The sequence below is a fragment of the Nonomuraea fuscirosea genome (assembly GCF_035917475.1).
In the GTDB taxonomy this organism is placed as follows: Bacteria; Actinomycetota; Actinomycetes; order Streptosporangiales; family Streptosporangiaceae; genus Nonomuraea; species Nonomuraea fuscirosea.
In genome coordinates this window covers 3,164,481-3,187,227 of the sequence record NZ_CP109074.1, presented here as the reverse complement: position 1 = coordinate 3,187,227, position 22,747 = coordinate 3,164,481, and the positions used below count along the sequence as shown (strand labels likewise).

General features: G+C 72.4%; 23 protein-coding genes. 6 read left to right on the top strand and 17 right to left on the bottom strand.

Features of this window, described 5'->3' with window-relative positions:
- Nucleotides 1-5 precede the first annotated feature (5 nt).
- From OIE67_RS14400 to OIE67_RS14375, 6 genes are all read right to left on the bottom strand, one after another.
- Nucleotides 6-1,058, bottom strand: coding sequence for a DUF917 domain-containing protein (locus OIE67_RS14400; RefSeq protein WP_326640404.1), 1,053 nt, complete (start codon nt 1,056-1,058; stop codon nt 6-8).
- Nucleotides 1,046-2,032 (bottom strand): hypothetical protein, encoded by a 987-nt coding sequence (locus OIE67_RS14395; protein ID WP_326640402.1) that lies wholly within the window; start codon nt 2,030-2,032, stop codon nt 1,046-1,048. The genes OIE67_RS14400 and OIE67_RS14395 overlap by 13 nt, the downstream gene beginning before the upstream one ends.
- Nucleotides 2,029-3,336 carry an MFS transporter gene (locus tag OIE67_RS14390; protein ID WP_106251193.1) on the bottom strand — a complete coding sequence of 436 codons (1,308 nt, stop codon included), beginning with the start codon at nt 3,334-3,336 and terminating at the stop codon, nt 2,029-2,031. Before OIE67_RS14390 ends, OIE67_RS14395 begins: the two co-directional genes overlap by 4 nt.
- A gap of 396 nt (nt 3,337-3,732) precedes the next feature.
- The gene (locus OIE67_RS14385; protein ID WP_407674894.1) at nt 3,733-4,509 is read right to left on the bottom strand and encodes an ATP-binding cassette domain-containing protein; all 777 of its coding nucleotides are present in this window, start codon (nt 4,507-4,509) and stop codon (nt 3,733-3,735) included.
- Nucleotides 4,485-5,510 (bottom strand): ABC transporter permease, encoded by a 1,026-nt coding sequence (locus OIE67_RS14380; protein ID WP_407674845.1) that lies wholly within the window; start codon nt 5,508-5,510, stop codon nt 4,485-4,487. The genes OIE67_RS14385 and OIE67_RS14380 overlap by 25 nt, the downstream gene beginning before the upstream one ends.
- Nucleotides 5,511-5,512: 2 nt before the next feature.
- Nucleotides 5,513-6,499, bottom strand: a complete 987-nt coding sequence (locus OIE67_RS14375; RefSeq protein WP_326640396.1) for a sugar ABC transporter substrate-binding protein — start codon at nt 6,497-6,499, stop codon at nt 5,513-5,515.
- Nucleotides 6,500-6,851: 352 nt separating this feature from the next.
- Here OIE67_RS14375 and OIE67_RS14370 point away from each other — a divergent pair, with 352 nt between their 5' ends.
- The 3 genes from OIE67_RS14370 (at nt 6,852) to OIE67_RS14360 (ending at nt 9,356) form a co-directional block, all read left to right on the top strand.
- Complete coding sequence (locus OIE67_RS14370) at nt 6,852-7,742, top strand: YihY/virulence factor BrkB family protein (protein ID WP_326640394.1); 891 nt, start codon at nt 6,852-6,854, stop codon at nt 7,740-7,742.
- Between the two features lie 66 nt (nt 7,743-7,808).
- On the top strand, nt 7,809-8,006 hold the full coding sequence (locus tag OIE67_RS14365; protein ID WP_146178573.1) for a hypothetical protein: 198 nt from the start codon (nt 7,809-7,811) through the stop codon (nt 8,004-8,006).
- Between the two features lie 33 nt (nt 8,007-8,039).
- Nucleotides 8,040-9,356, top strand: a complete 1,317-nt coding sequence (locus OIE67_RS14360) for a hypothetical protein (RefSeq protein WP_326640392.1) — start codon at nt 8,040-8,042, stop codon at nt 9,354-9,356.
- A 24-nt stretch (nt 9,357-9,380) separates the two neighbouring features.
- On the opposite strand, the gene qcrB is transcribed toward OIE67_RS14360, so the two are convergent.
- The 7 genes from qcrB to OIE67_RS14325 all read right to left on the bottom strand — a co-directional run bounded on the left by qcrB (nt 9,381) and on the right by OIE67_RS14325 (nt 16,945).
- Complete coding sequence (gene qcrB / locus OIE67_RS14355; protein ID WP_326640390.1) at nt 9,381-11,024, bottom strand: cytochrome bc1 complex cytochrome b subunit; 1,644 nt, start codon at nt 11,022-11,024, stop codon at nt 9,381-9,383.
- A gap of 144 nt (nt 11,025-11,168) precedes the next feature.
- The gene (locus OIE67_RS14350) at nt 11,169-12,371 is read right to left on the bottom strand and encodes a ferritin-like domain-containing protein (protein ID WP_106251344.1); all 1,203 of its coding nucleotides are present in this window, start codon (nt 12,369-12,371) and stop codon (nt 11,169-11,171) included.
- Between the two features lie 47 nt (nt 12,372-12,418).
- The gene (locus OIE67_RS14345; protein WP_326640387.1) at nt 12,419-12,853 is read right to left on the bottom strand and encodes a DUF3040 domain-containing protein; all 435 of its coding nucleotides are present in this window, start codon (nt 12,851-12,853) and stop codon (nt 12,419-12,421) included.
- A gap of 271 nt (nt 12,854-13,124) precedes the next feature.
- On the bottom strand, nt 13,125-14,912 hold the full coding sequence (locus OIE67_RS14340) for an ABC transporter permease (RefSeq protein WP_326640385.1): 1,788 nt from the start codon (nt 14,910-14,912) through the stop codon (nt 13,125-13,127).
- Nucleotides 14,913-14,917: 5 nt separating this feature from the next.
- A complete protein-coding gene (locus tag OIE67_RS14335; RefSeq protein ID WP_326640383.1) occupies nt 14,918-15,661 on the bottom strand; it encodes an ABC transporter ATP-binding protein in 744 nt (247 codons plus the stop codon).
- Nucleotides 15,658-16,251, bottom strand: coding sequence for a PadR family transcriptional regulator (locus OIE67_RS14330; protein ID WP_326640381.1), 594 nt, complete (start codon nt 16,249-16,251; stop codon nt 15,658-15,660). Before OIE67_RS14330 ends, OIE67_RS14335 begins: the two co-directional genes overlap by 4 nt.
- 85 nt (nt 16,252-16,336) lie before the next feature.
- Nucleotides 16,337-16,945 (bottom strand): TetR/AcrR family transcriptional regulator, encoded by a 609-nt coding sequence (locus OIE67_RS14325; protein WP_326640379.1) that lies wholly within the window; start codon nt 16,943-16,945, stop codon nt 16,337-16,339.
- 95 nt (nt 16,946-17,040) lie between these two features.
- Between OIE67_RS14325 and OIE67_RS14320 the strand changes: the two genes are divergently transcribed.
- Both OIE67_RS14320 and OIE67_RS14315 read left to right on the top strand, forming a co-directional pair.
- Nucleotides 17,041-17,784 carry an SDR family NAD(P)-dependent oxidoreductase gene (locus OIE67_RS14320; RefSeq protein WP_326640377.1) on the top strand — a complete coding sequence of 248 codons (744 nt, stop codon included), beginning with the start codon at nt 17,041-17,043 and terminating at the stop codon, nt 17,782-17,784.
- 117 nt (nt 17,785-17,901) lie between these two features.
- A complete protein-coding gene (locus OIE67_RS14315; RefSeq protein ID WP_326640375.1) occupies nt 17,902-18,315 on the top strand; it encodes an STAS domain-containing protein in 414 nt (137 codons plus the stop codon).
- Between the two features lie 45 nt (nt 18,316-18,360).
- On the opposite strand, the gene OIE67_RS14310 is transcribed toward OIE67_RS14315, so the two are convergent.
- From OIE67_RS14310 to OIE67_RS14300, 3 genes are all read right to left on the bottom strand, one after another.
- Nucleotides 18,361-19,155, bottom strand: coding sequence for an integrase (locus OIE67_RS14310; RefSeq protein WP_326640373.1), 795 nt, complete (start codon nt 19,153-19,155; stop codon nt 18,361-18,363).
- A 58-nt stretch (nt 19,156-19,213) separates the two neighbouring features.
- Entirely contained in the window at nt 19,214-19,930 is a 717-nt protein-coding gene (locus OIE67_RS14305; protein WP_326640371.1) for a hypothetical protein, read from the bottom strand.
- Between the two features lie 478 nt (nt 19,931-20,408).
- A complete protein-coding gene (locus OIE67_RS14300) occupies nt 20,409-21,218 on the bottom strand; it encodes a hypothetical protein (RefSeq protein WP_326640369.1) in 810 nt (269 codons plus the stop codon).
- Nucleotides 21,219-21,467: 249 nt separating this feature from the next.
- Here OIE67_RS14300 and OIE67_RS14295 point away from each other — a divergent pair, with 249 nt between their 5' ends.
- Nucleotides 21,468-22,157, top strand: coding sequence for a type 1 glutamine amidotransferase domain-containing protein (locus OIE67_RS14295; RefSeq protein WP_326640367.1), 690 nt, complete (start codon nt 21,468-21,470; stop codon nt 22,155-22,157).
- Nucleotides 22,158-22,191: 34 nt separating this feature from the next.
- On the opposite strand, the gene OIE67_RS14290 is transcribed toward OIE67_RS14295, so the two are convergent.
- A complete protein-coding gene (locus OIE67_RS14290) occupies nt 22,192-22,707 on the bottom strand; it encodes a CGNR zinc finger domain-containing protein (RefSeq protein WP_326640365.1) in 516 nt (171 codons plus the stop codon).
- Nucleotides 22,708-22,747 lie beyond the last annotated feature (40 nt).

The following is a 22,747-nucleotide window of genomic DNA, read 5'->3' as shown; positions in this document are numbered from 1 at the left end:
ACTCATCACAGCGGGAGGCCGAACGCGCGGGGGCCGCCCAGGGCCAGGCCCCGCTCCGTGTGCCACACCGGTGCCGCGCTGACCACCATGATGTCCACCTCCAGGCCCGGCTCGGCCTTGTCCACGTCCACGACCATCCCGTCGCCGGTCGAGATCATGCAGATCTGGTCCGGAACCGTCGCCACCACCGCCCCGTCGGCCAGGGCCAGGACGATCTCGTTGTGCGCCTCCAGCCGTACCAGCCGCCGCAGTCCCTCCGACTCGCGCAGCACGATGCTGGACGGCAGGGACGGCAACGACGGCAGGGCCGGCGACCCCGGGTCGGCGCCGTGCCCGGTGCTTCCCTCGACGCTCATGATCCGGGCCCGGCACAACGTGCGCACCCCGTACGGCGCCGCCGCCGACCGGGGCACGCCCGGCTCGCCCGCCCGCATGAGCAGGCTCACCGTCTCCGGCACCAGCACCCGCGCCAGCTCGCCCGCCGTCATCGGATAGCACGCCGCCACCGCCCAGCCGCCGACCGACAGCACCACGGGACGCAGCAGCTCCTCCACCCGGCCGGCCGCCGTCTCCAGCAGCACCAGCTCGCCCGATCCGCCAGCCAGCGCCAGCGGCGCCGGGCTGATTCCGCCCAGCGTGTACGTGGTCTGCTCCACCAGCGGGAACACCCTCCCGGTACCGTCTCCGTCCACCAGCGGCACCCCCAGGGCCGCCGCCGCGATCAGCGGGATGAGCGCGTTCTCCGCCGCCAGGTTGAGTCCCACGACCGCGCCCGCCCGCTCGCCCAGCCGGCGTTCCAGTGCCCGGACGGCCCGCTCTGGCTCGTCGCCGGCGGGCAGTTGCTCGCCCAGGGCCGTCGTCGAGCCGACCAGGCTGACCGCCACGCAGCGCGTCTCCGGCGCCAACTCGTCCGCCCGCACCAGCTCGACGCCCCGCCCGAGCACCGAGCGGGCCCAGTCGAGCGCCAGGTTGTACGACGACTCCGCGGCCCCCGTCGCGAACACCCGCGACCCCGCCGACAGCCGGTCGAGCCCGCCGGGGTCGATCAGCCGGCCCATGGCCGCCCGTCCGCCGTCACGCGCACCCGGTACAGCCCGTCCGGCAGGTACGACAGCGGGTTCACCGTGGTCTCCGTGATCGTCGCCGCGCCCGGGGCCGCGCCGGCGCTGACCGCCCGGGTCAGCGCCTCGTCCCTGGCGTCCTGGAGCGCCCGGTCCAGCTCGGCCCGGCCACGCGCCTGCACGATCCGCTCGACCTGCGCCCGCGGCCGCCCGAGCGCCGCCCCGTACGCGGCGACCACCCCGTCCGGCACCTCTCCGCCGCCCGACTCCACCCCGCCAAAACCCCCGCCGGGACCGCCGCACGAGCGCAGCCGTTCGAGTGCCGCGCGGCCGTGGGCCAGGCTCGCCGTCGCCCCCAGGTCGCAGGCCAGCGGATACCGCCGGAAGTAGTGGGCCGACACCACTCCGCTGTCCGACCTGGCGAAGTACACCGGCACCCCGGGCAGCTCGCCGGCCACCTCGTCGGCGATCCGCCCCGCCGCCGGCCCGAGCGCCGCGTTGCGGATCGCCTCCGTCTCCCGTTCGCGCAGCCCGGGATGCCCGAACTCGTACGACAACGTGATGCGCGCCCCCGGCACCTCGGCCGCGATGATCGCCGCCACGGCCAGCTCGTGATCGGTCAGCATCGGCGACCCGGTCGCCGTCACCGCGAAGTCCATCAGCCCGCACGTGCCCGCGAACCGGCGCACCGCCTCGGTGTCCAGTGGCGCCAGCGGCCGGCCCGTCACGCTGTGGCCGCCGCGCACGATGGTGGCGACCCCCGGACCGGCGGCCGGGCGCAGCACCTCTGGACACGGCCCGCCGACCCGGACGGCCGCGACCGCCGCCAGGGGCGCCCCGCTCAGGTCCACCGCCACGAAGGCCCGCTCGGCCGTACGGGCCGCGGTGCGGGGCACCGGCCAGGTGGGCGTGCCGTCACTGACCGCCACCATCGGCGGCGGTGACTCCCCGAGGGCGACGCCGAGGATCACTCCAGCTCGCGTCCTTCCGTCTCCGGCAGCGGCACCGCCAGCAGCGCCGTGGCCACCATGAACGCGTTGATGATCAGCATGGTAGCGGTGAAGCCCGTGGCGTTCGCGAGCAGCGCGCCCACCGCCGACGGCGCGACGGTGGTGGCGACGAGCTGCGCGGCCGTGGCCCACGAGTAGCCGGTGCCGCGCAGCGCGGTGGGGTAGAACTCGCCGTTCCAGGTGTTCCAGACGCCCCACGCGCCCAGGCTGAAGAACGACAGGACGAAGTTGCCCAGGTACAGCCCCGTCATGGAGTCGGCGGTGGCGAACCAGAGCCCGCCCAGCGCCGCCGCGACCACGTACACGAGGAAGACCTTCTTGCGGCCGAACCGGCCGGTCAGGAAGGAGGCGCTGACGTACCCGGGGATCATCATCAGGGCGCTCAGCGCGGCGAAGCCGAGCGAGGCCGACAACGTCAGCCCCTTCTCCTGCAGCAGCGTCGGCAGCCACGTCTGCAGGCCCCAGTAGCCCCAGTTGAAGACGAAGTTCAGCAGCAGCATGACGACGGTGATGCGGGCCAGCCCGCCCTTGAAGAGGTCCAGCGGCCGGCCCGCGCGGCCGCGCGCCACCGTGAACGTGGCCTGCGCGTCCGGGCTGCCCAGCGAGCGCAGCACCGCCCGCGCCTCCTCCTGCCGGCCGCGCCCGGCCAGCCAGTACGGCGACTCGGGCACCCACGCCCTGATCGCGAACGCCCACAGCCCCGCCGCCGCGCTGGCGACCACGACCACGTGCCAGCCCAGATCGCCGAGCGTCACCGACGCCCCGATCGCGGCCAGCATGCCGATCGGCCAGCCGATCGACAGGTAGACGGCGGCCCGCCCCCGGTGCCGGGTCGGCAGCAGTTCGAGGAAGAAGGGGAACGTGATCGTGTAGACGCCGGCCAGCGCCAGCCCCGAGACCACCCGTAGCGCCACCAGCACCTCCGCGTTCGGGGCGAACGCGGAGGCGAGGGCGACGATCCCGTACGCCAGCAGCGACCAGAACGCCGTGGGCCTGCGCCCGAGCCGGTCGGCCACCGGCCCCCACACCAGCACGCCGGGGATCATGCCGAACGCGACCGCCGACAGCACCAGGCCGACGCCCGCCTCGTCGATGCCCAGCTCGGCGCCGAGGTCGCCGGAGACGTAGACGAGGGCGAGCTGCTCCCACGACTCGATGACGAACGCGATGAACAGCGCGAGCGCGATGAGCACGTGCCGGCGGGTGAACGGCATGCGGTCGAACGCCTGGCCGATGGGCATCGTGCCGGAGTCGATGGCGGTCATGGCTGCTCCTCGGAGGGGGCGGAATCTGGGCCGCACCCTACGGCGGGCCCGCGGCGGCGCCCCTGTGCGGAGCGCCCGGCCCGGCCTCCCGCCCTGTGCGGCCCGCCCTGCTCCCCTGCGGGGCCGCCCTGTCCCTGCGGGGCCGCCCTGTCCCGGCGCGCCCTGTCCCGGCGAGGCCTGTCCCGGCGAGGCCGCCCCCACCGGCCCGGGGTCCTGCCCCGGGCCGGTGCAGGGCGCGGGGTAATAACGGTCCCAGCGGGGCGAGCCGCCTCGCCGCCCGCTCGGGCACGGTGGTCATGGCGATCCCCCGATCACTCGGCGCACACCTGCCTTGAGGTGTTCCTGCCTGAACTGCCGTCCAGGGGATCGCCCGAACACGTCAAATGTCGGCCAATGTCACTCGCGTTCGAGCTCGTGGGCCAGTTCCTCCAGCTCCGCCCCGCCCGCCATGAGCGCGGTCAGCTCCTGCGTGGTGATGTCGGCCTTGGCGTACTCACCCACGCTCGTGCCCCGGTTGAGCAGCAGGAACCGGTCCCCAACGGGGTAGGCGTGGTGGGGGTTGTGGGTGATGAAGACCACGCCGAGCCCCCGGTCGCGGGCGCGGGCGATGTAGCGCAGGACCACGCCCGCCTGCTTGACGCCGAGCGCCGACGTGGGCTCGTCGAGGATGAGGACCCGGGCGCCGAAGTGCACGGCCCTGGCGATGGCCACCGACTGGCGCTCGCCGCCGGACAGCGTGCCGACCGGCTGGTCCACGTCGCGGATGTCGATGCCCATCGCGCGCAGCTCCTCCCTGGCCACCCGCCTGGCCTTGGCCACGTCGAAGGCCAGGCCCTTGCGCGGCTCGGAGCCGAGGAAGAAGTTCCGCCAGACGGACATGAGCGGGATCATCGCCAGGTCCTGGTAGACGGTGGCGATGCCGCGGTCGAGCGCGTCGCGGGGGCTGGACAGGCGCACCTCCTGCCCGTCCACCAGGTAGCTGCCGGCGTCGTGCTGGTGCACTCCGGACAGGATCTTGATGAGCGTGGACTTGCCCGCGCCGTTGTCGCCGAGCACGCAGGTGACCTGCCCGGCCGCGACGCCCATCGACACGTCCCGCAGCGCCAGCACCGAGCCGAACGTCTTGCCGATGCCCCTGGTCTCCAGGATCAATGCTTCACCTCCTCGGCGTATCGCCTGACCAGGCGGTTGGCCAGCGTCGCCAGCAGCAGCATCGCGCCCAGGAAGAACTTGAACCAGTCGGCGTCCCAGCCCAGGAAGACGATGCCCTTGTCGGCCATGCCGAAGATGACCGCGCCGATGGCGGCCCCGATGGCGGAGCCGTACCCGCCGGTGAGCAGGCAGCCGCCGATCACGGCGGCGATGATGTAGATGAACTCCTGCCCGATGCCGATGTTGGCCTGCACGGACGTGTAGCGCAGCGCCAGGATCGAGCCGACCAGCCAGGCGGCGAACGCCGTCGTCATGAACAGCGCGATCTTCGTACGGGCCGCGGGCACGCCCACCGCCCGCGCGGCCTGCTCGTTGCCGCCCACCGCGAAGATCCAGTTGCCCACCCTCGACCGCATGAGCACCCACGTGGCCACGGCCGTCACCAGAATCCACCACAGGATGGCGATCCGGAACGAGGTGCCGCCGATCTCGATCGTCCCGGCCAGCACGGCGCTCGCGCCCTCGAACCCCTCAGCCCGGCGCAGCCCGCTGACCTGCACCGTCCCGGTGATGGCCTTGGTGACGCCGAGGTTGACGCCCTGCAGCATGAGGAACGTGCCCAGCGTCACGATGAAGCTGGGCAGCCTCGTCCTGGTCACGATCAGCCCGTTGGCCAGCCCGACGGCCAGCGCGACCACCAGCCCGGCCAGCATGGCCAGCCAGACGTTGAACCCGAACCGGGTGGCCAGCGTCACCAGGATCAGCCCGCTGGTGCCCGTGAGCACGCCCGCCGACAGGTCGAACTCCCCGCCGATCATCAGCAGCGCCACCGCGACCGCCATGATGCCGAGCGTGGCGGCCGGGTCGAGCCAGTTGGCGATGCCGGCCGGCGAGCGGAAGACCGGGGACTGCGCGGAGAAGAAGACGAACACCACCACGAGCCCGACGACCGCGCCGAGCTCCGGCCTGATGAGCAGGCGCCGGGCCATCCCGACGTCGGCGACCCGCTCATCCGCCGTCATCGTCATCGTGTGCCCGCCTCGGCCAGCTGGGCCACCTGCGCGGCGTTGTCCTTGGTGACGAAGCCGGGCCCGGTGTTGACGGGCAGGCCGCCGCCGACGGTGTTGAGGTTGGCCTTGTACAGGTTGAGGAAGGTGATCGGCAGGTAGCCCTGGAGGTACTGCTGCTGGTCCACCGCGAAGAGGATCTCGCCGTCGTTGATCGCGGTGACCACGTCGGCCGACAGGTCGAACGTGGCCAGCTTCGCCTGCGAGCCGGCGTCCTTGATCGCGTCCCTGGCGGCCACGGCGACGGCCGGGTTGAGCGCCAGCACGCCGTTGACCGCCTGGTCGGACTGGAGCTTGGCGGTGACCTTCGAGGTGACGTCGGCCAGGTTGCTCACGTCCACCTGCAGCCGTTCGACCGTGCCGCCCAGGGTCTCCTCGGCGCCCTTGCAGCGCTGGTCGAGGCCGACGTTGCCGGCCTCGTGGATGACGCACAGCAGTTTGCTGACGCCGGCCGTCTTGAGCTGCTCGCCGGCGCCGCGCCCGGCCACGTCCTCCGACTGGCCGACGTGGGTGATCGCGCCCAGCGCCTTGGAGGAGTCGGCGCCCGAGTTGATGGTGACGACGGGGATCTTGGCCGCGACGGCCTTGCCGATGGCCTCCTTCAGCGCGTCGGGGTTGGCCAGGGAGACCACGATGCCGTCCACCTTCTCGGAGACGGCCTGGTCGATGAGCTGCGACTGTTTGGCCGGGTCGCCGTCGCCCTGGTACGTCACGCTCACGCCGTACTGCTTGCCGGCGGCCTCCGCGCCGTTCTTGACCACGTCCCAGAAGGAGTCGCCAGGGGCTCCGTGGGTGATGACGGCGAAATCGCCCCCGCCTCCGGAGGCGGAGGCGGCGGCGGAGGTCGCGGGAGGGGCGCTCTGCCCGCTCTGACCTCCCGAGGATGAGCAGCCGGTCAGGGCCAGCGCGCCCAGCAGGGCCAGCACGATCGGGGTACGTCTCACAGGACACCTCCAAGACCAACGAGCTAGCCCTGGTTGTACCTCAATGTCATCTCTTTGTATAGACATGCTGACCTATGCCCGTCACGACCACCGATGCCCCGGTGAACGTGCCGTGTGTGCTTACCTATCCGCACCTCCCGCCCTTGTAACCCCGGCGGCCCCTTCCGTCACAACCCGGCGACGGCCACGCAGGGCGGTTCCGATCGTGCCCCGGCAGGGCGATGAACGTGATGACGCGGGGTAGGATGCACTCCCCCTGCAGCTTTCTCACAACGGCGCGGTGAGCCATTTTCGCTGACACGACCACGGCGGGCGATCACGCCCACGTCCCGCCGGCGTACCGGCTCCGGCCATGAACGCCGCCCGGCGCTGGGCCGGCCGGATGGCGGCGGGCTGGAAGCGGGCGAGGAGCCGGCACGGCTGGCTGGATCACACGGTGCGCGCCCTGATCCGCTACGACAAGTCCGACGCCGGCCGGCTCTCGGCCGCCCTCACCTACTACTCCTTCTTCGCCACGTTCGCCCTGGCCCTGCTCGGCTTCGCCATCCTCAGCCACTTCCTGGACTATCCGCCAGCGCTGGCCCAGGTGCAGCGCTACCTGAGCGACACCTTCCCGCGCCTCGACGTGCGGGCGCTGCGCGACGCCGGCGGGACGGCCGGGGCGGTGGCCTGCGTGGTGCTCCCGCTGACGGGCCTGTTCTGGATGGACACGCTGCGCTCGGCGACCAGGGCCATCTGGCGGCTGGAGGAGTATCCGGGCAACTTCTTCCTGCGTCAGGTCATCGACCTGGGCGTGGTGGCGGGGCTCGGGGTGCTGCTGTCGCTGTCGCTCAGCGTCGCCTTCGCCGCCGAATGGGTGCTGACCTGGATCGCGGTCAACACCGTCGGCGTGGAGGCCACCCCCGCCCGCGGGGTGCTGTCGGTGGCGGCGTTCGTGCTGGGCATCGGCGTCAACATGCTGCTGGCCATGGCGCTGCTGACCGCGCCCCCGCGGCTGCACCTGCCGCTGCGCCGGGTGGTCGGGCCGGCCCTCGTCATCACGATCGGCCTGGAGATCCTCAAGACCGTCGGCCAGGCCCTGCTCAACGTCACCGCCTCCAACCCCGCCTACCAGGTCGTGGCCGGAGCGGTGGCGATGCTGCTCTTCCTCAAGGTGCTCAACCAGCTCATCCTGTTCGCCACGGCGCTGGCGGCCACCAGCCTGACCGGCGACGTCAGGGATCTGGCCGGCCGCCCCGGCTGAACCCCGGGACGGCCGCCGCCGGACATCGGCGGTGACGTGTCCACGGGGGCGGCGTAACGTGAGGTGGTGGCAGACGATCTCGAGGTCCAGCGGGCCCTCACAGACCTCAACCTGGCGATCAAGGTCCTGCAGCAGTCTCCGGCGGACCTGAGGACGAAACGGCGTGCCGTCAAACGGGTGATGTGGGCGGCGTGGCGGGTGCAGCGCAGGTTGAAGCGGATCCGGCGGCGGCGCGACGAACGGGCACGGGAGCCGGCCGCCTAGCGGCGTTCCTGTCGAGAAGAAGGGTGACGGCCGATGCGTTCCCCCCTCGCGGTCGTCCTGGCCGCCGCGATGTGCGTGGTTTTGCCCCCGTCCGCCGCGTCGGCGACCCCCGGCGACCGGCCCTTACCGGGGTACACCATCGACAACCCGCCCCTGGCTCCGGCGCTCGTGGGCGGCCGGCCCAGCCGGGTCCACCAGGGCGTGCACGAGCACGCCGCCTTCACCGCCGAGGTGCCGCCGCGCTGGAACGGCGACCTGGTGATGTGGGCGCACGGCTACCGCGGCGACACGCGGGTGCTCACCGTGGACGGGCCCGCCTACGGGCTGCGGCAGCGGCTGCTCGACCAGGGCTACGCCTGGGCCGCCTCCTCCTACTACGCCAACGGGTACGACGTGCGCTCGGGCGTGCTCAGCACGCACGCGCTCACCGAACGCTTCGCGCGGACGGTGGGCCGGCCGCGCCGGACGTACCTCATGGGCGTGTCGATGGGCGGTCACGTCACCGCCCGCTCCATCGAGCAGTACCCCGGCCGGTACGCCGCCGCGCTGCCCATGTGCGGGGTGCTCGGCGACCACGAGCTGTTCGACTTCTTCCTCGACTTCCACCTCGTCGCGCAGGACCTGGCCGACATGCCCGCCTATCCGATCCCGGCCGACTACGCGGCCTCGGTCGTGCCCCGGATCAAGGAGCGGCTGGGGCTCACCGGCGGGGCCGATCCGTCCGGTGAGCTCGGCGGGCAGTTCCGCTCGATCGTCGTCGGCCTCGGCGGCGGGGAGCGTCCCGGGGCCGCGGCGGCGTTCGCGTACTGGCAGGACTTCCTGTTCGGGCTGGCCGGGCCGGACGAGGGCGGCGGCCTGGCGGAGGAGCCCGGCAGGGTGGCGACCAACCGCGGCACCGTCTACCGGCCCGCCACGCCCGTGAACGTCAACGCGACCGTCCAGCGGGTGGATCCGGCGGATCCGGTGGCCCGCCGCACGCGGGCGCTGAGCGCGGTGCCCGCCGTCTCGGGCCGGATCGACGTGCCCGTGCTGTCGCTGCACGGCCTGGGCGACAACTTCGTGCCGTTCTCGATGGAGCAGTACTATCGCGCCGACGTGGCCGCGCACGGCCGGTCCGAGCTGCTGGTGCAGCGGGCGATCCGCACGGCGGGGCACTGCGAGTTCAGCGCGGCCGAGGCCGGCGCGGCCTGGGACGACCTCGTACGCTGGCAGCGCACCGGCCGGCGGCCCGCGGGCGACGACGTGACCACCCCCGCCACGCTGGCCGCCCCCGCCTACGGCTGCCGCTTCACCGACGCCACCGCCTACCCCACCGGCACCCGGCCGCTCTATCCGCCCTGCCCGGCCTGATCGACGCGGACAGGGTTTCCGGCGTCACTCGTGTGAGGTCTTGGCGGGCGGGCCCGATCTGGCGTGCTCGCCGTCGTGGTGCCCGTCGTGCTCGCCGTCCAGGGGGATCTTCTCCCCGCCGTAGGCGCGGCTCATCCTGAGGCGGAGCCTGCCGAGCGGGCCCCTGGCGGTCTTCGGCGGGACGCCGGCCCCGTCCTGGGTGCTGCCCGGCAGCATCGGCACCGGGGTCTTGCCCTCCAGGTGGGCCTCGATGTCCTCCGATGGCGCCGCGTGGATCTCGACGAACTCGCCGTGCGGCAGGCGCTTGATCACGCCCGACTCGACGCCGTGGCCGATCGTGGCGGCGTCGGAGCGCTGCAGGCCCAGGCACATCCGGTAGGTGATCAGGTAGGCGAGGGCCGGGCCGAGGAAGATGAGCACCCGCCCGATGTACGTCGTCCAGTTGAGGCTGATGTGGAAGTTGGCCGCGATCAGGTCGTTGGCGCCCATCAGCCAGAGCAGGCCGTAGAAGGTGATGGCGGTGATGCCGATCGCGGTGCGGTGCGGGTTGTTGCGCGGGCGGTCGGCGATGTGGTGCTCGCGCCGGTCGCCGGTGACCCACTGTTCCAGGAACGGGAAGAGCACCAGCCCGGTGATGATCAGCCCCAGGGGCAGCAGCGCCGGGATGAGCACGCTCAGCGGCACCGTGCCGGCGTGGGCGGTGCCGAAGAGGTTGATCTCCCAGGACGGCATGAGCCGCAGCGAGCCTTCCAGGAAGCCCATGTACCAGTCCGGCTGGGAGCCGGCGGAGATGTCGGCCGGGGTGTAGGGGCCGAACAGCCAGATCGGGTTGATCTGGGCGAAGGTCGCGAGCCCGGCCGTGACGGCGGCCGTGAACATCAGGTACGCCCCCGACTTGGCCATGAAGGCCGGCAGCAGCGGGGCGCCCACCACGTTCTTCTCCGTGCGCCCCTTGCCCGGCATCTGCGTGTGCTTCTGCACCCACATCAGCACGAGGTGCGCGGTGATCAGCGCCAGCAGGATCCCCGGGATCAGCAGGATGTGCAGCGTGAAGAAGCGCGGGATGACGTCCTCGCCGGGGTACTCGCCGCCGAAGAGGAAGAACGACAGGTACGTGCCGATCAGCGGGATCGACAGCAGCACGCCCTGGGTGATGCGCAGGCCCGCGCCCGACAGCAGGTCGTCGGGCAGCGAGTAGCCGGTGAGCCCCTCGAACAGCGACAGCGCGAACAGCGCGATGCCGATCAGCCAGTTGATCTCGCGCGGCCTGCGGTAGGCGCCGGTGAAGAAGATCCGCAGCATGTGCACGACCAGGCCGGCGGTGAACAGCAGCGCGGCCCAGTGGTGGATCTGCCGGATCAGCAGGCCGCCGCGCACGTCGAAGCTGATCCGCAGCGCCGAGGCGTACGCGTCGGACATCTCCACGCCTTGGAGCGGAGCGTATGAGCCGTCGTACACCACGTGCCCCATGCCCGGCTCGAACCAGAAGGTGAGGAACGTTCCAGTCAGCAGCAGGATGATGAACGAGTAGAGCGCGATCTCGCCCAGCAGGAACGTCCAGTGGTCCGGGAAGATCTTGCGCAGGTTGCGCTTGAAGAAGCCGGCCGCCCCCAGGCGGTCGTCGAGATACCTGCTCGGCCCGCTGATGAATCTCGGCGGTGTGCTCATGCGTGACCTTCCGCGGGACGGCCCCGCGGCGCGGACAACCCCCCTTGTCCGCGCCGCGAACCGGCGTTTCCCGTGCGTGCTGAGATGGCGATGATCACCGGGACGCCGCCTCCCCGGCGAGGAGGCGGGTCGGGGCCGGCTGGGTCAGCGGTTGGCGGCCAGGCTGTGGACCGGGTGCTCGCCCTCGGTCTGCAGCCGGTACTCGTGGCCGGAGACAGCCCGGTTGTCGTCGATGACCCGCTCCGAGGGGGCCACTTCGCCGCCCATGAGGGCTTCCTGCATCTTCTCAAAGCGTTCGTGGGCCTCCTGCACGTAACCGGTGCCCAGCGTGGTGATGTCGATCTGAGTGGACAGCAGCTCACGCAGATAGGCCTTGTTCGGCTCGAACGTCACGGGCGCCGGCAGCTCCGGCGCGCAGACCTGCTCCGGGTCGCGGCCGTCGAGCCGCTTGAACAGCTCGGCGGCCAGGCGCAGGTGCTCCAGCTCCATGTTCAGGTGCAGCTCCCAGATCGCCTTGACCTTGGGATCGGACTCGGTCTCCATGAACGAGTGGTACAGGTAGCACTCGTTGTACTCGTGGTTGAGCAGCATCTCCCACCAGCTCTCGCCCGGGTCGACCAGCGACTCGTAGTGGGTGACGTGCTCCTCCTCGATCAGCCCGATCTCCTGGTACAGCTGCCGGGCGATCGGCTCCATCGCGGTCGGGCCGACGTTCATGTAGAAGTTCATCGTCTGCTGCTCGGCCGACATGATGGTCAGCGCGTGCAGCTTGGAGATCGGCGCCGTGCTGGAGCGGTCGTAGGGCTCGCGCACGTTGTCGATGGGGTTGCGGTGATGCAGGTACGTCGGCCGGCCCGGCATCACCTCGGTCAGCCCGTCGACGATCTTCTCCGCCTTGCGGTGCTCGATCATCTCGTACAGGTTGGCGTACCGGTAGAGGTGGTCGAAGTCCTCCAGCACGCCGAACTGGTAGGCCTGCTTGAGGTAGGAGTCCGGCTCCATCCGCGCCACCCAGGCGGTCAGGTCGACGGCCACCTGCTCGTAGGCGATCGTGGTCTCCAGCACCGAGGAAACCCCGGGCAGCAGCCAGTTGACCACCTTCTGCTGCTGCGCCTCGATGTAGCGAACCCGGGCCAGTTGCTGCTTGATCTCCAGATCCGGGCAGTGGCGGGCCAGGTGGTGGCTGAACATGATCGCCTCCACCTCGATCCCGTTCATCGTGATGATCCGGCACCTGGTGTACGGATCGGCGTGATCGGGATCGATCGGGACGACGTTCAGCTCGCGCCAGTTCCGTAGCTGCTTGTCCAGCGGGATGCCTCGTTCCCGCAACGGGTTGAAGGTCATGTGCATGCGCTCCTTCGCGCTCGTCCGGAAAATCGCGGTCCGCCCGCCTACCCGAGACTTCCCGGACGAACCTCTGCCCGCTCTCGCCGAAAGCTCCGCATTCGGTAAGGATCACGGCATGCCCCGGTTTCCGCCCGGTTCCGCTCATCGGTGCACGCGGAGTCCGAGCGGGCGCGGGAGACGGGCCTGAGCGCGGGCATCGGCGCCAGGGCGTGGCTCGGCGCGGGCACGCGCTGCGGCGCGGGAGCGCGGGCGCCGCCGGCGGACAGGACCAGGAGCACGGCCAGCGCGGCCAGGGCGAGGGCCAGCAGCAGCACGCACCAGAGCTCGCGCCAGGTGGTGTGGGCGGCGTAGCGTTGCGCCCCTGTCCGGCGGCAGGCGGCGTTGAGCGACTCGATGCGGCGGACGAAGGCACGGTCGCCGCGGCGGAGTTCCTGTTCGATCTCGCCCAGGATCCGGCGTTCGCGGTCCGACAGGTCCATCGCCCGGCACCCGCGTCAGCTGAACGAGGGGGACGGCGGCCGGTCGCCGGGTCTGGTCGTCGTCACATCAGGCTCCGTCCCATCAGGCCCAGTCGTATCGGGCTCAATCCGATCGGGCTCAGTCCGATCAGGCTCGGTCACCGGCGACGAACGGGGGTGAGGGCACGGATCATCGTCGATCAGTGCGTTCTCCTCACCGGGATGAATGCTGCATACCCAGCGATCCCGGGTTCATCCCCTGGGCCCGCCCTGCCCGGTGCTCGTGCGGCGGTCAGGCGGCTTCCGCGCTGAGTGCCCGCGCCACGGGGCGGCGGGCCGCCAGGCGGGCGGGCAGGGCGGTGAGCGCGGCCGTGGCCACGAGGGTCGCGAGCACCGCCGCGAGCAGCCAGGACGAGGGCGCCTCCACCGCGTTCCTGGCGGCGAAGAGGGAGAGCAGGCCGTCGCCCAGCGGGACGCCGAGGACGGCGCCGGGCAGGGTGGGCAGGAGCTGGGCGGCCGACAGCCCGGCCGAGATCTGACCGGGGGTGGCGCCGAGCGTGCGCGCGACGGCCATGTTCGCCTCGGCCTCCATGGCGGTGGTCCAGGTGAACGTGACGGTGTTCACCACGGCGAGCGTGATGAGCAGCACGGCGACGGCGAGCATGAGCCGGCGGTCGTGCTCGCCCCGCAGGTTGGGCAGGACGGAGGAGCCGCCCAGGCCGTACCCCCGCTCCGTCTGGGCGTGGAGGGTGAGCAGGGCGACGATCGCGATCACCGTGGTGGCGGTGGAGCACGCCTGCAGCACGGCGCGGCCCAGCCGGCGGGCGGTCAGCCGCAGCCCGAGCAGGAGCGGCGTGGGCAGCAGCGCGGACAGCGCGGTGAGGCGGGGACGGTGGCGGGGCTGATGGGTAGTGGCGGTCAGCGCCGTGACGGTCGCCGTGCGCATGGCCCGCAGCGTCGGGCGCAGCGTGGACAGCACCGCCACCGCCACGGCGAGCAGCGTCGCGGTGACGACGGCGGCCGTGCCCGGCCCGGCCGCGTCGCCGATCCGGCTGTCGGTGGGGCTGGCGATGGCGGGCACGCTCAGCCGGGCGATCAGCAGCCCCAGCGCGTCGCCGGCCAGCGCCAGGGCCAGGTATTCGGTGAGCAGCACGGTGGCGATCAGGCCGGGGCCGGCGCCGACGGCCTTGAGCAGCCCGGCCCTGCGTGTCTGCTCGGCGGCGCGCCCGGCGGCCAGCGCCGCCACCCCGGTGATCGCCAGGAAGCCGATCAGCCAGCTTCCGACGATGAGGATCGGCTGGCTGTCCTTGAGCAGGTTCAGGTCCTGGGCGGCGGTGAACCGCCAGGAGCGGAAGGAGAGCCGCAGATCGGGGTCGCGGTGGGCCTCGCGGAAGGCGTCGGCGCGGGCGGGGTCGCGCAGCGTGAGGTCGAGGGCGACGGTCACCGGCAGGTCATGGGCCGAGGCCAGCGCCTTGGCGTCCGACCGGGTCATCCAGGCCAGGCCGCTGTAGTCGCTGCCCGCGCCGCCGGGGCCGATCTGGGCCGCGCCCGGGTAGACGGAGGTTGCCGCGGTGACGGCGACCCCGACGACGGGGTACGGGCGGCCGGCGATGGTGACGCGGTCGCCCACGCCGACGCCGAGCGCGGTGGCGAAACCGCGTTCGAGTACGGTGCCGCCGGGGCGTACCCAGTGGCCCGAGGTCGTCAGCGGGCGGTTGACCGCACCCGGCTTCTCGGCGAAGCCGTGCACCACCACGTTGGAGGTGCGGCCGTGGACGGCGAGGTCGGCGTAGACGATGCGGTAGGGGCCGTGGTGGGCGGTGACCTCGGGGGCCCGCGCCAGGGAGGACAGGGCCGAGGTCGCGGCGGGACCCGGCTCGCCGGAGAGCACCACCACGTCCGGTCCGGCAGTGGCCGCGCGGGTCTGCTCGTACAGCGCGTCGCTGACGCCGTTCAGCGACAGGCCGAGGGCCATCGTGGCGGTGGCCACGGTCACCGCGAGCAGCAGCATCGCCGCCTGGAGCCGATGCCGGCGCACGTCGGCCAGGACCAGGCGCGGGACGAGCACGAGGGAGCCCATGACGTTCAGTCCCCCAGCCCGATCAGCCCGCCGAGCCCGCGCGGGCGGGCGGCGGCCATCCTGAGGTCGTCGACGAACATCCCGTCGCGCATCGAGATCAGCCGATCCGCCGTGGCGGCCACCCGCTCGTCGTGGGTGACGATCACGAACGTCTGCCCGGCGGAACGCAGCTCCCCGAAGATCCGCAGCACGTCGTGGGTGGCCGCGGTGTCGAGGTTGCCGGTGGGCTCGTCGGCCAGGACGACCAGGGGATCGTTGACCAGGGCGCGGGCGACGGCGACCCGCTGGCGCTGCCCGCCCGACAGCTGGGAGGGCAGGTGCCGGGCACGGGCGGTGAGCCCGACCTGCTCCAGCAGCCGGCCCGCGCGCCGTCTGGCCTGGCGGCGCGAGCGGCCGGCCAGCAGCGCGGGGAGTTCCACGTTCTCGGCCGCGGTCAGTTCCTCCATCAGGTGGAAGCCCTGGAAGACGAATCCCACCGACCGGCGGCGCATGCGCGCCAGGGCTCGTTCGCTCAGCGTGTCGATGCGCCGCCCGGCCAGCCACACCTCGCCGCCGTCGGGCCGCTCCAGGCCGCCCAGCAGGTGCAGCAGTGTGGACTTGCCGCAGCCGCTGGGACCCATGACCGCGAGCGTCTGCCCCTGGGGCACCTCCAGGTCGATCTCGTCGACCGCGCGGACCCCGCCGTGCCCCTGACCGTGCTGCTTCACCAGGCCGCGGGTCACGACCGCGGCGGCACTCGACCCGTTCATCCACCCTCGATCTCGTCGTCGGCCCTGGACCAGGCCCGTTCGCAGGCGTCCAGCCAGCGCAGGTCGGCGCGCAGCCGGAGCATGACCCCTTCCAGCAGCAGCCCGGCTCCCGGCCCCGCCGGTCCTGCGCCCGAATGTCCTGTTCGCGGGGGCCCTGTCACCGCCGGTTCTGGTTCCGCCGGTTCGGCCAGCGCCGCCTGCTGCGCCTCGCGCAGGCGGCGCAGCAGCTCGCGGCGCTGTGCCGCGATCAGTTCCACCGGGTCGGCCAGCCGTCCCGCCGCGGCGGCGGCGAGCTTGAGATGGAACTCCGCCAGGTCGGGTTTCGGCCAGCCCACCTCGGCCAGCCAGGCGGTCACCCGCTGCTGCCCGGCCGGCGTCAGCGCGTGGACCTTGCGCTCGGGCCGCTCGGGCAGGCCGTCCTCGCGCTCGGAGGTCACCAGGCCCGCTCGCTCCAGCCGGGCCAGCGTGACGTAGATCTGCCCCCGGTTCATCGACTCGCCCAGCGGACCGAGGCTGCGCCGCAGCCGCGCGTGCAGCTCGTAGCCGTGCGACGGCTCCTTGGCGAGCATCGCCAGCACCGCGTCCTGCATGACACCCCCTAACGGTTGGCCAATAGATAGCGGTTACCCATAGAAAGTGTCAAAACAGAGCGATTCGGAACGCTCCAAGAAGCCCTCAGGCGGGCGGCCACTGCCGCAGGGACAGGTCGGCCACCGACTGGAGCTCGTCGCGGGCGGCGCCGCCCGCGGCCTGGACGGCGATGCCGTTGGCCACGGTCATGAGATAGCGGGCGAGCAGCCCCGGACCGGACCCGGTAGGCAGGTCGCCCTCGTCCACGGCCCGCTGGAACCGTTCCCTGAGCAGCGTGACCCCGTTGTCGCGCCAGGCCGCCAGCGTGTCGCGGGCGGCGCGGCCCGGCTCTCCCGCCGCCAGCGAACCCTGGACGCCGAAGCAGCCTGCGGGGCAGTCGGGGCGGGTGGTGGCCTCGACCGCGCCGCCGAGGAACGCGGCGGCGACCTGCCGTGCGGCCGGCTGCTCCAGGGCCCGGAAGACGTACGCGGCGGGGCCGTCGCTGTAGCGCCGCAGGGCCAGGTGGAACAGGTTCTCCTTGCTGCCGAAGGCGGCGTACATGCTGGTGCGGCTGATGCCCATGGCCTGGGTCAGGTCGGTGAGGCTGGCGCCTTCGTAACCCTGCGCCCAGAAGACGCGCATGGCCCGGTCGAGCGCCTCGTCCGGGTCGAAGCCGCGCGGCCGGCCGATCGGCGCCTTCCCCTGCGTTTCCATGGGGCCGAGTCTACCGTCTTTTGTACCGGACGGTGCGGAACTGCTATCGTCGCATTCCGTACCGATCGATGCATAAATCTGACGAGGTGAAAGCCATGGGACAGCTGGAGAACAAGACCGCCGTCGTCACCGGCGGCGGCACGGGCATCGGCCTGGCCGCGACCCGGCGGCTGGTGGCCGAGGGCGCGCACGTGTTCATCACCGGACGCAGGAAGACCGTCCTCGACGCGGTGGTGGAGAGCCTGGGCCCCGCGGCGGTGACGGCTGTGCCCGGCGACATCGCGGCGCCGGGCGACCTGGACCGGCTCTACGCCGCCGTCGCGGACCGGGGCCGGGGCCTGGACGTGCTGTTCGCCAACGCCGCCGCCGCCTCGTTCGCGACCCTGGAGCAGACCACCGGGGAGCACCTCGAGCGCGTCTTCGGCGTCAACGTCCGCGGCACCCTGTTCACGGTGCAGAAGGCGCTGCCGCTGCTCAACGACGGCGCGTCGGTGATACTCAACTCCTCGGTACGGGCCGGCGACGGCGTCGCGGAGTTCGGCGCGTACGCGGCCTCCAAAGCGGCCATCCGCTCCTTCGCCAGGACCTGGGCCAACGAGCTCAAGGACCGCGGCATCCGGGTCAACGCGATCTCCCCCGGCACCATCGACACCCCCGGGCTCGACGGCGTGGCCGGCGGGGACGCCGGCGCCAAGGCGCGGTTCACCGAGGCCGTCCCGCTCGGCCGGATCGGCCGCCCGGAGGAGGTCGCCAACGTGGTGGCCTTCCTCGCCTCCGACCAGTCCGCCTTCTTCCTCGGCGCCGACCTGGTCGTGGACGGTGGCGAGGTGCACCTCTAGCATTACCTCACCTGAAATTGACGAATCCTCTTTCCTGTAACATAGTTCGGGCGTACTCTCGACAGTGACGGTGAAAGGCCGTCCGCATCAAGCCGACCTACTCCCCCAGGGACCCTCATGCCCGTCAACCTCGCACTCGCCGACCTGCTGAGGACAGCGGCCATGCCTACCGCGCTCAGCGTGACCTGCCACCCCTCCCCCGCCGGTGTGCTCGTCACCGTGGCGGGTGAGATCGACACCACCAACGCCGGCCTCCTGGAGTCCGCCATCGCCCGCGCGCTGCGGCCCGGCCGGCCGCTGATCCTGGATCTGCACGGGCTCACCTTCATGGACAGCAGCGGGCTGCACGTGCTGCTGCGGGTGCGGGCCGAGGTCCTGGCGCGGGCGGGCAGCCTGCACCTGGTCTCCGTACGGGAACGGCCGGCCCGGCTCCTCCGGATCACCGGCGTCTGGGACACCCTGGACATCCACGACAGCGTGGCGGAGGCCGTCGCCGCGCTCGTCCCGCCCCTGGCCGCCGACCTCGCCTGAGCCCTTCGCGCTCGACCTGGCCCGAGCCCCTCGCGCCGGTGGCCTTCAAGCCTCGTCCAGGCCGGTGCAGTGGGTGATCGTCGCGTCGTCCGGCCGGACGGCGTGACGGGCCTCCGCCCGCCGGACGCGGCGGATGATCTCGGCGGGCCCGCTCGACGCCAGGACGGCCAGGACCTCCGGCCAGCCGATCGGCTCAAGCTCGCCGGCGATGCGGGCGGCGCCGTTGCTGAGCAGGACGGCGCCGGACAGCTCCGGGATCGGACGGCTCCCGGTGACCGCCTCGCCGGCCGCCCGCGGGTCGTCCTTGGCCAGCCAGAAGCCGCCCGGCGCGTTCCGGTGGGCGCGCAGTTCGCCCAGGATCCGCTGGTATTCGTCGGTTCCCTGGCCCGCGGCCTCCAGGGCGGGCACGTACGAGCGGCTGATGACCACCTCGCGCGGGTCGGTGACGACGACCGGCGCGCCGTCCGCCCGGTCGAGCACGAGGTAGCAGTCGCCGAGCACGAGGTGGTCGAGGACGCCGCCGGACACGCGCAGCATGGCGACGGTCGCCGACGGGCCGATGGGGTCGGCGACGTCGCAGGTGCCGCGGTGGGCGTCCGTCACCTGCTCGATGGCCTCGGCGAGCAGGTCGCGCAGATCGCGGCCCGGCCCCGGCGCGAGGAGGGCGAGGAGGGCGCCGCCCAGGCGCGAGGCGTACCAGGCGACGCCGTGACGGCAGGTCGCCTCCCCGCCGGGGATGCCGGCGCCGTCGACCAGCACCGCTCCGGCCGGGACCGCGCCGGTGAAGTCCTCGTTGACGCGGCCGGCCCGCGCCGCGACGCTCGCCGTCGACACCCGCATGCCCACCACTCTCCCACCGCTCGACGTGCGGACCATCGGTGCAGGCCGTCGCCGGCGGTCAGCCGAGCATGCCGACGACGTACGCGCCCGGCACCAGGGCGACGGTGAGGGCGACGGCCCACCAGCGGGGGGCCGGGCCGTTGCGCAGCAGCCCGAGCCCGAAGGGCACCAGGGCGGCGGCGAGCCCGGCCAGGGCGAGCAGCGAGATCGGGTCGCTGCTGCCCTTCAGCACGCCCAGCGGCAGCGCGCACCCCAGCGCCAGCGCCCCGCACCTGGCCACGCCGAGCGGGCCCGCGCCGAACGCCCTGGCGCGGAAGGCGCCGGCGGCGAGCACGATCCAGCCGGCCATGATGCAGACGGAGGCCGCCTTGAAGACGTGGAAGGCGCCGTAGGTGTCCGCGACGGCCCGCCGCGCCGCCTCCAGCCCGAGCTCGTCCACCAGCTGGAACGCCAGGTGGCTCACGCCGGCGTGGAAGATCCGCCCGAACAGCCCGAGCACGACCAGCGTGGCGCCCCACCCGGCCCAGCCGGGACGCGTCACGGCGATGCGCCGGGCCAGCGCCGTGACGGCCGGCCAGAGCAGCACCACGCCGGCGGCGAACACCCCGTACGACACGGCCATCCGTCCCGGTTCGGCGGCGTAGGCGGCGAGCTGGCCGGGGAAGAAGTCGTCCGCGCCGATCCGGGTGAGGACCGCCGCGATGAGCAGCAGGGGCCCCAGCACCGCGCCGGCGCCTTCGACCCAACGGCCGGGAATCGAACGTGTGTCTGTCATGCCGACCATCCAAGTGCCGGCCGGGCCCGCGCACACGGGCGCGCGGGCGAGACCTGGAGGTACACCTGGCACTACCACGGCGCCTCACCAGGGGATGTTCGGGCCGTTTCGACGGGGTAGGCCCCAGGGTTTGCCCACGCGGCCGGAGCGGCTCCGGCCCACGGCATCCACCTCCGGGATGTCCGCGACTCGCCGGGCGTCCCGGTACGACCGCTCGAGGAGGAATTCCGATCTCGGCACTCGCTCGACGTCCGCTCAGGAAGATCGTCAACGCGGGCGCATGCACTCTCCTGTTCGCCACCGCCGCGATCGGCCTCACCGCGGGCCAGTGCGTACGCTTCTACGGGGCCGTCAGCAGCGGCGGCCACGGCGGCCCGCCGGCCGAGGGCGCCCGCGACAGCTGGGGCAACTGCCGCTGAGCACGGGTCCGGGCCTAGACGGGGTCTCCCCGGGTTTCCACCGTCCAGGCGGAGGGCCGTCAGCGCTTGGGGGCGGGAGGCAGGCGGAGGCCTCCCTTCTCCGGGTCCAGCTTCGTGGTCACCGCCGACCTGGGCGGCGCCTTGATGGACACCCTGGCGCCCCAGCCGGAGTAGGTGGTCTTCATCCCGGTCGCGCTCATGCCGACCTTCGCACTGGCCAGCTTGGTGGTCAGCGTACGGGGCAGGCCGGACGGGCTCACCACGAGCGTCCAGTGCACCTTGACGCCGGCGGCGAGCTGCCACCACAGGGTGTCCCTGGTCCACGCCGAGACGCGGCGCAAGTCCTTGACGCTCATGCTGCCCGTGTACGTCGTCCCCTTGCGGGCGGAACGGGCCAGCAGCGCCTTGAGGGTGCTCGGCTCGGCGGCGTTGACGAAGTCGCCGTACATGGCGGTCATGCCGCACGTCCAGCCCGGCGACTGCTTGAACCAGGATTTGCCCTTGGGCAGGGCCGGGCCGATGGGGCCGCCCTTGACGTAGGAGGTGCGGCCGACGCGCAGGGTGCGCTCCGGCTTGGTGATCGCCGCGGCCTGGCCGCCGTCGTCCTGTTCCGCGCCGTCGCCACCGGGCACGCTCAGCTTGCCGGTGAGGTCGGAGGCGGCGATGCCGCGCCGGTCGAACTGCACCCGCCCGGAGCGGGCCAGGGTGGAGGGCGACTTGCCGACGGTCTTCTGCTTGAGCGTCACGCCTCTGCCGGGCGAGAGCTGGGCGCGCAGGGCGGCGAGGGGGTCCTTGGGGGCGGCCAGCGCCGGCGTGCCGGTCGCCAGGACGACGCCGCCGGCGACGATGCATAAGATCACATGTTTCACGGCGATGATCATGCTGGTCCCGGATCACGAAGGGACAACGCTCCACGTCACGGCGACCGGCCGCGCTCGCTAAGGAGGCCTTTTCCGGAAACCGAGATTTACATGCAATTTTGTCTGATTTGTGGTGATTATCGCTAATTTGAGATATGTACGGCGATTTTCACATCCGCAATGATCCGACACCGGAGCGTGGTGGTCGGCTTCGGGTGACCTCCCGCGGGATGTCACTTCACGCAGAGGGGAAGTCCCATGGCGAAGCTTCTGTTCGTGATGACCGGTACGGCGTACTGGACGCTCAAGGACGGCACCAGGCACGCGACGGGGTACTGGGCCGAGGAGTTCGCGGCCCCGTACCGTGCGCTCACCGATGCCGGGCACGAGATCGTGGTCGCCACTCCGGGCGGGGTGGTGCCGTACGTGGACATGATGAGCCTGCAGCCCGACATGGCCGGCGGCGCGCAGGCGGCACTCGACCTGGAGGAGACGATCCGCTCGGCGGAGGTGCTGCGGCGGCCGCTCAGGCTGCCGGACGCCCGCCTCGACGACTACGACGCCGTCTACCTGCCCGGCGGCCACGGCCCCATGGAGGACCTGTGGCAGGACGCGGACGCCGGCCGGCTGCTGACGGCGGCGCTGGCCTCTGGCAGGCCGCTGGCCATCGTCTGCCACGCCCCGGCCGCGATGCTGGCCACCCGGATCCACGGCCGGTCGCCGTTCGCCGGCCGCCAGGTGACCGGGTTCACCAACGAGGAGGAGAACGCGGTCGGGCTGGCGCCGAAGGCGCGCTGGCTGCTGGAGGACGAGCTCGTCGCCCTCGGCGTGGACTTCGCCAAGGGCGAGATGTGGCAGCCGTACACGGTGGTCGACGGCAACCTGTTCACCGGGCAGAACCCCGCCTCGGCGGCGGAACTGGCCGGGCGGCTGCTCAAGGTGCTGTGAGCCGCCGCTGAGCGCCGCCGACCGGCCGCCGCCGCTATCCGTCCATCCTGGCCTGCCGGGTGCGCTGGTAGTGCCGGCGGGCCTTCATGCGGTTGCCGCAGCCGGCCATCGAGCACCAGCGGGCGTTGTTCGGCCTGCTGTGGTCGATCAGGAAGAGCCGGCACTCGTCGTTGGCGCAGGCGCGCAGCCGCCCCGGGCCGGAGACGCGCAGCGCGTCCCAGGTCAGCACGGCGCGTGCGGCCGCGACGCGGCCCTCCGGCAGTCGCGGGGTCCACTCGATCCCCTCCTCGCCGAGCGAGGCCAGGCGCAGCACGCCCTCGACGAAACGCGCGAGCGCGGCCGGTGGCGCGTCGCCGCGTACGACGTCCTGGAGCACCGCGCGGGCGTCACGCGCGGCGCGCCACTCCTCCGCCGACGCCGGCTGGCCGTGCTCGGCGAGCCAGCGCAGCCCGTCGTCGCGGTCGGCCAGCAGGTCGGAAGGCCGCCCGTCGTGCACGGGCGTGGTGTTCAGCAGGTCGAGCAGCAGCTTCTCGTCGACATCGAGCTCCATGACGAACCTAACCTCCAAAGTCTGTTTGACAGGTTACACC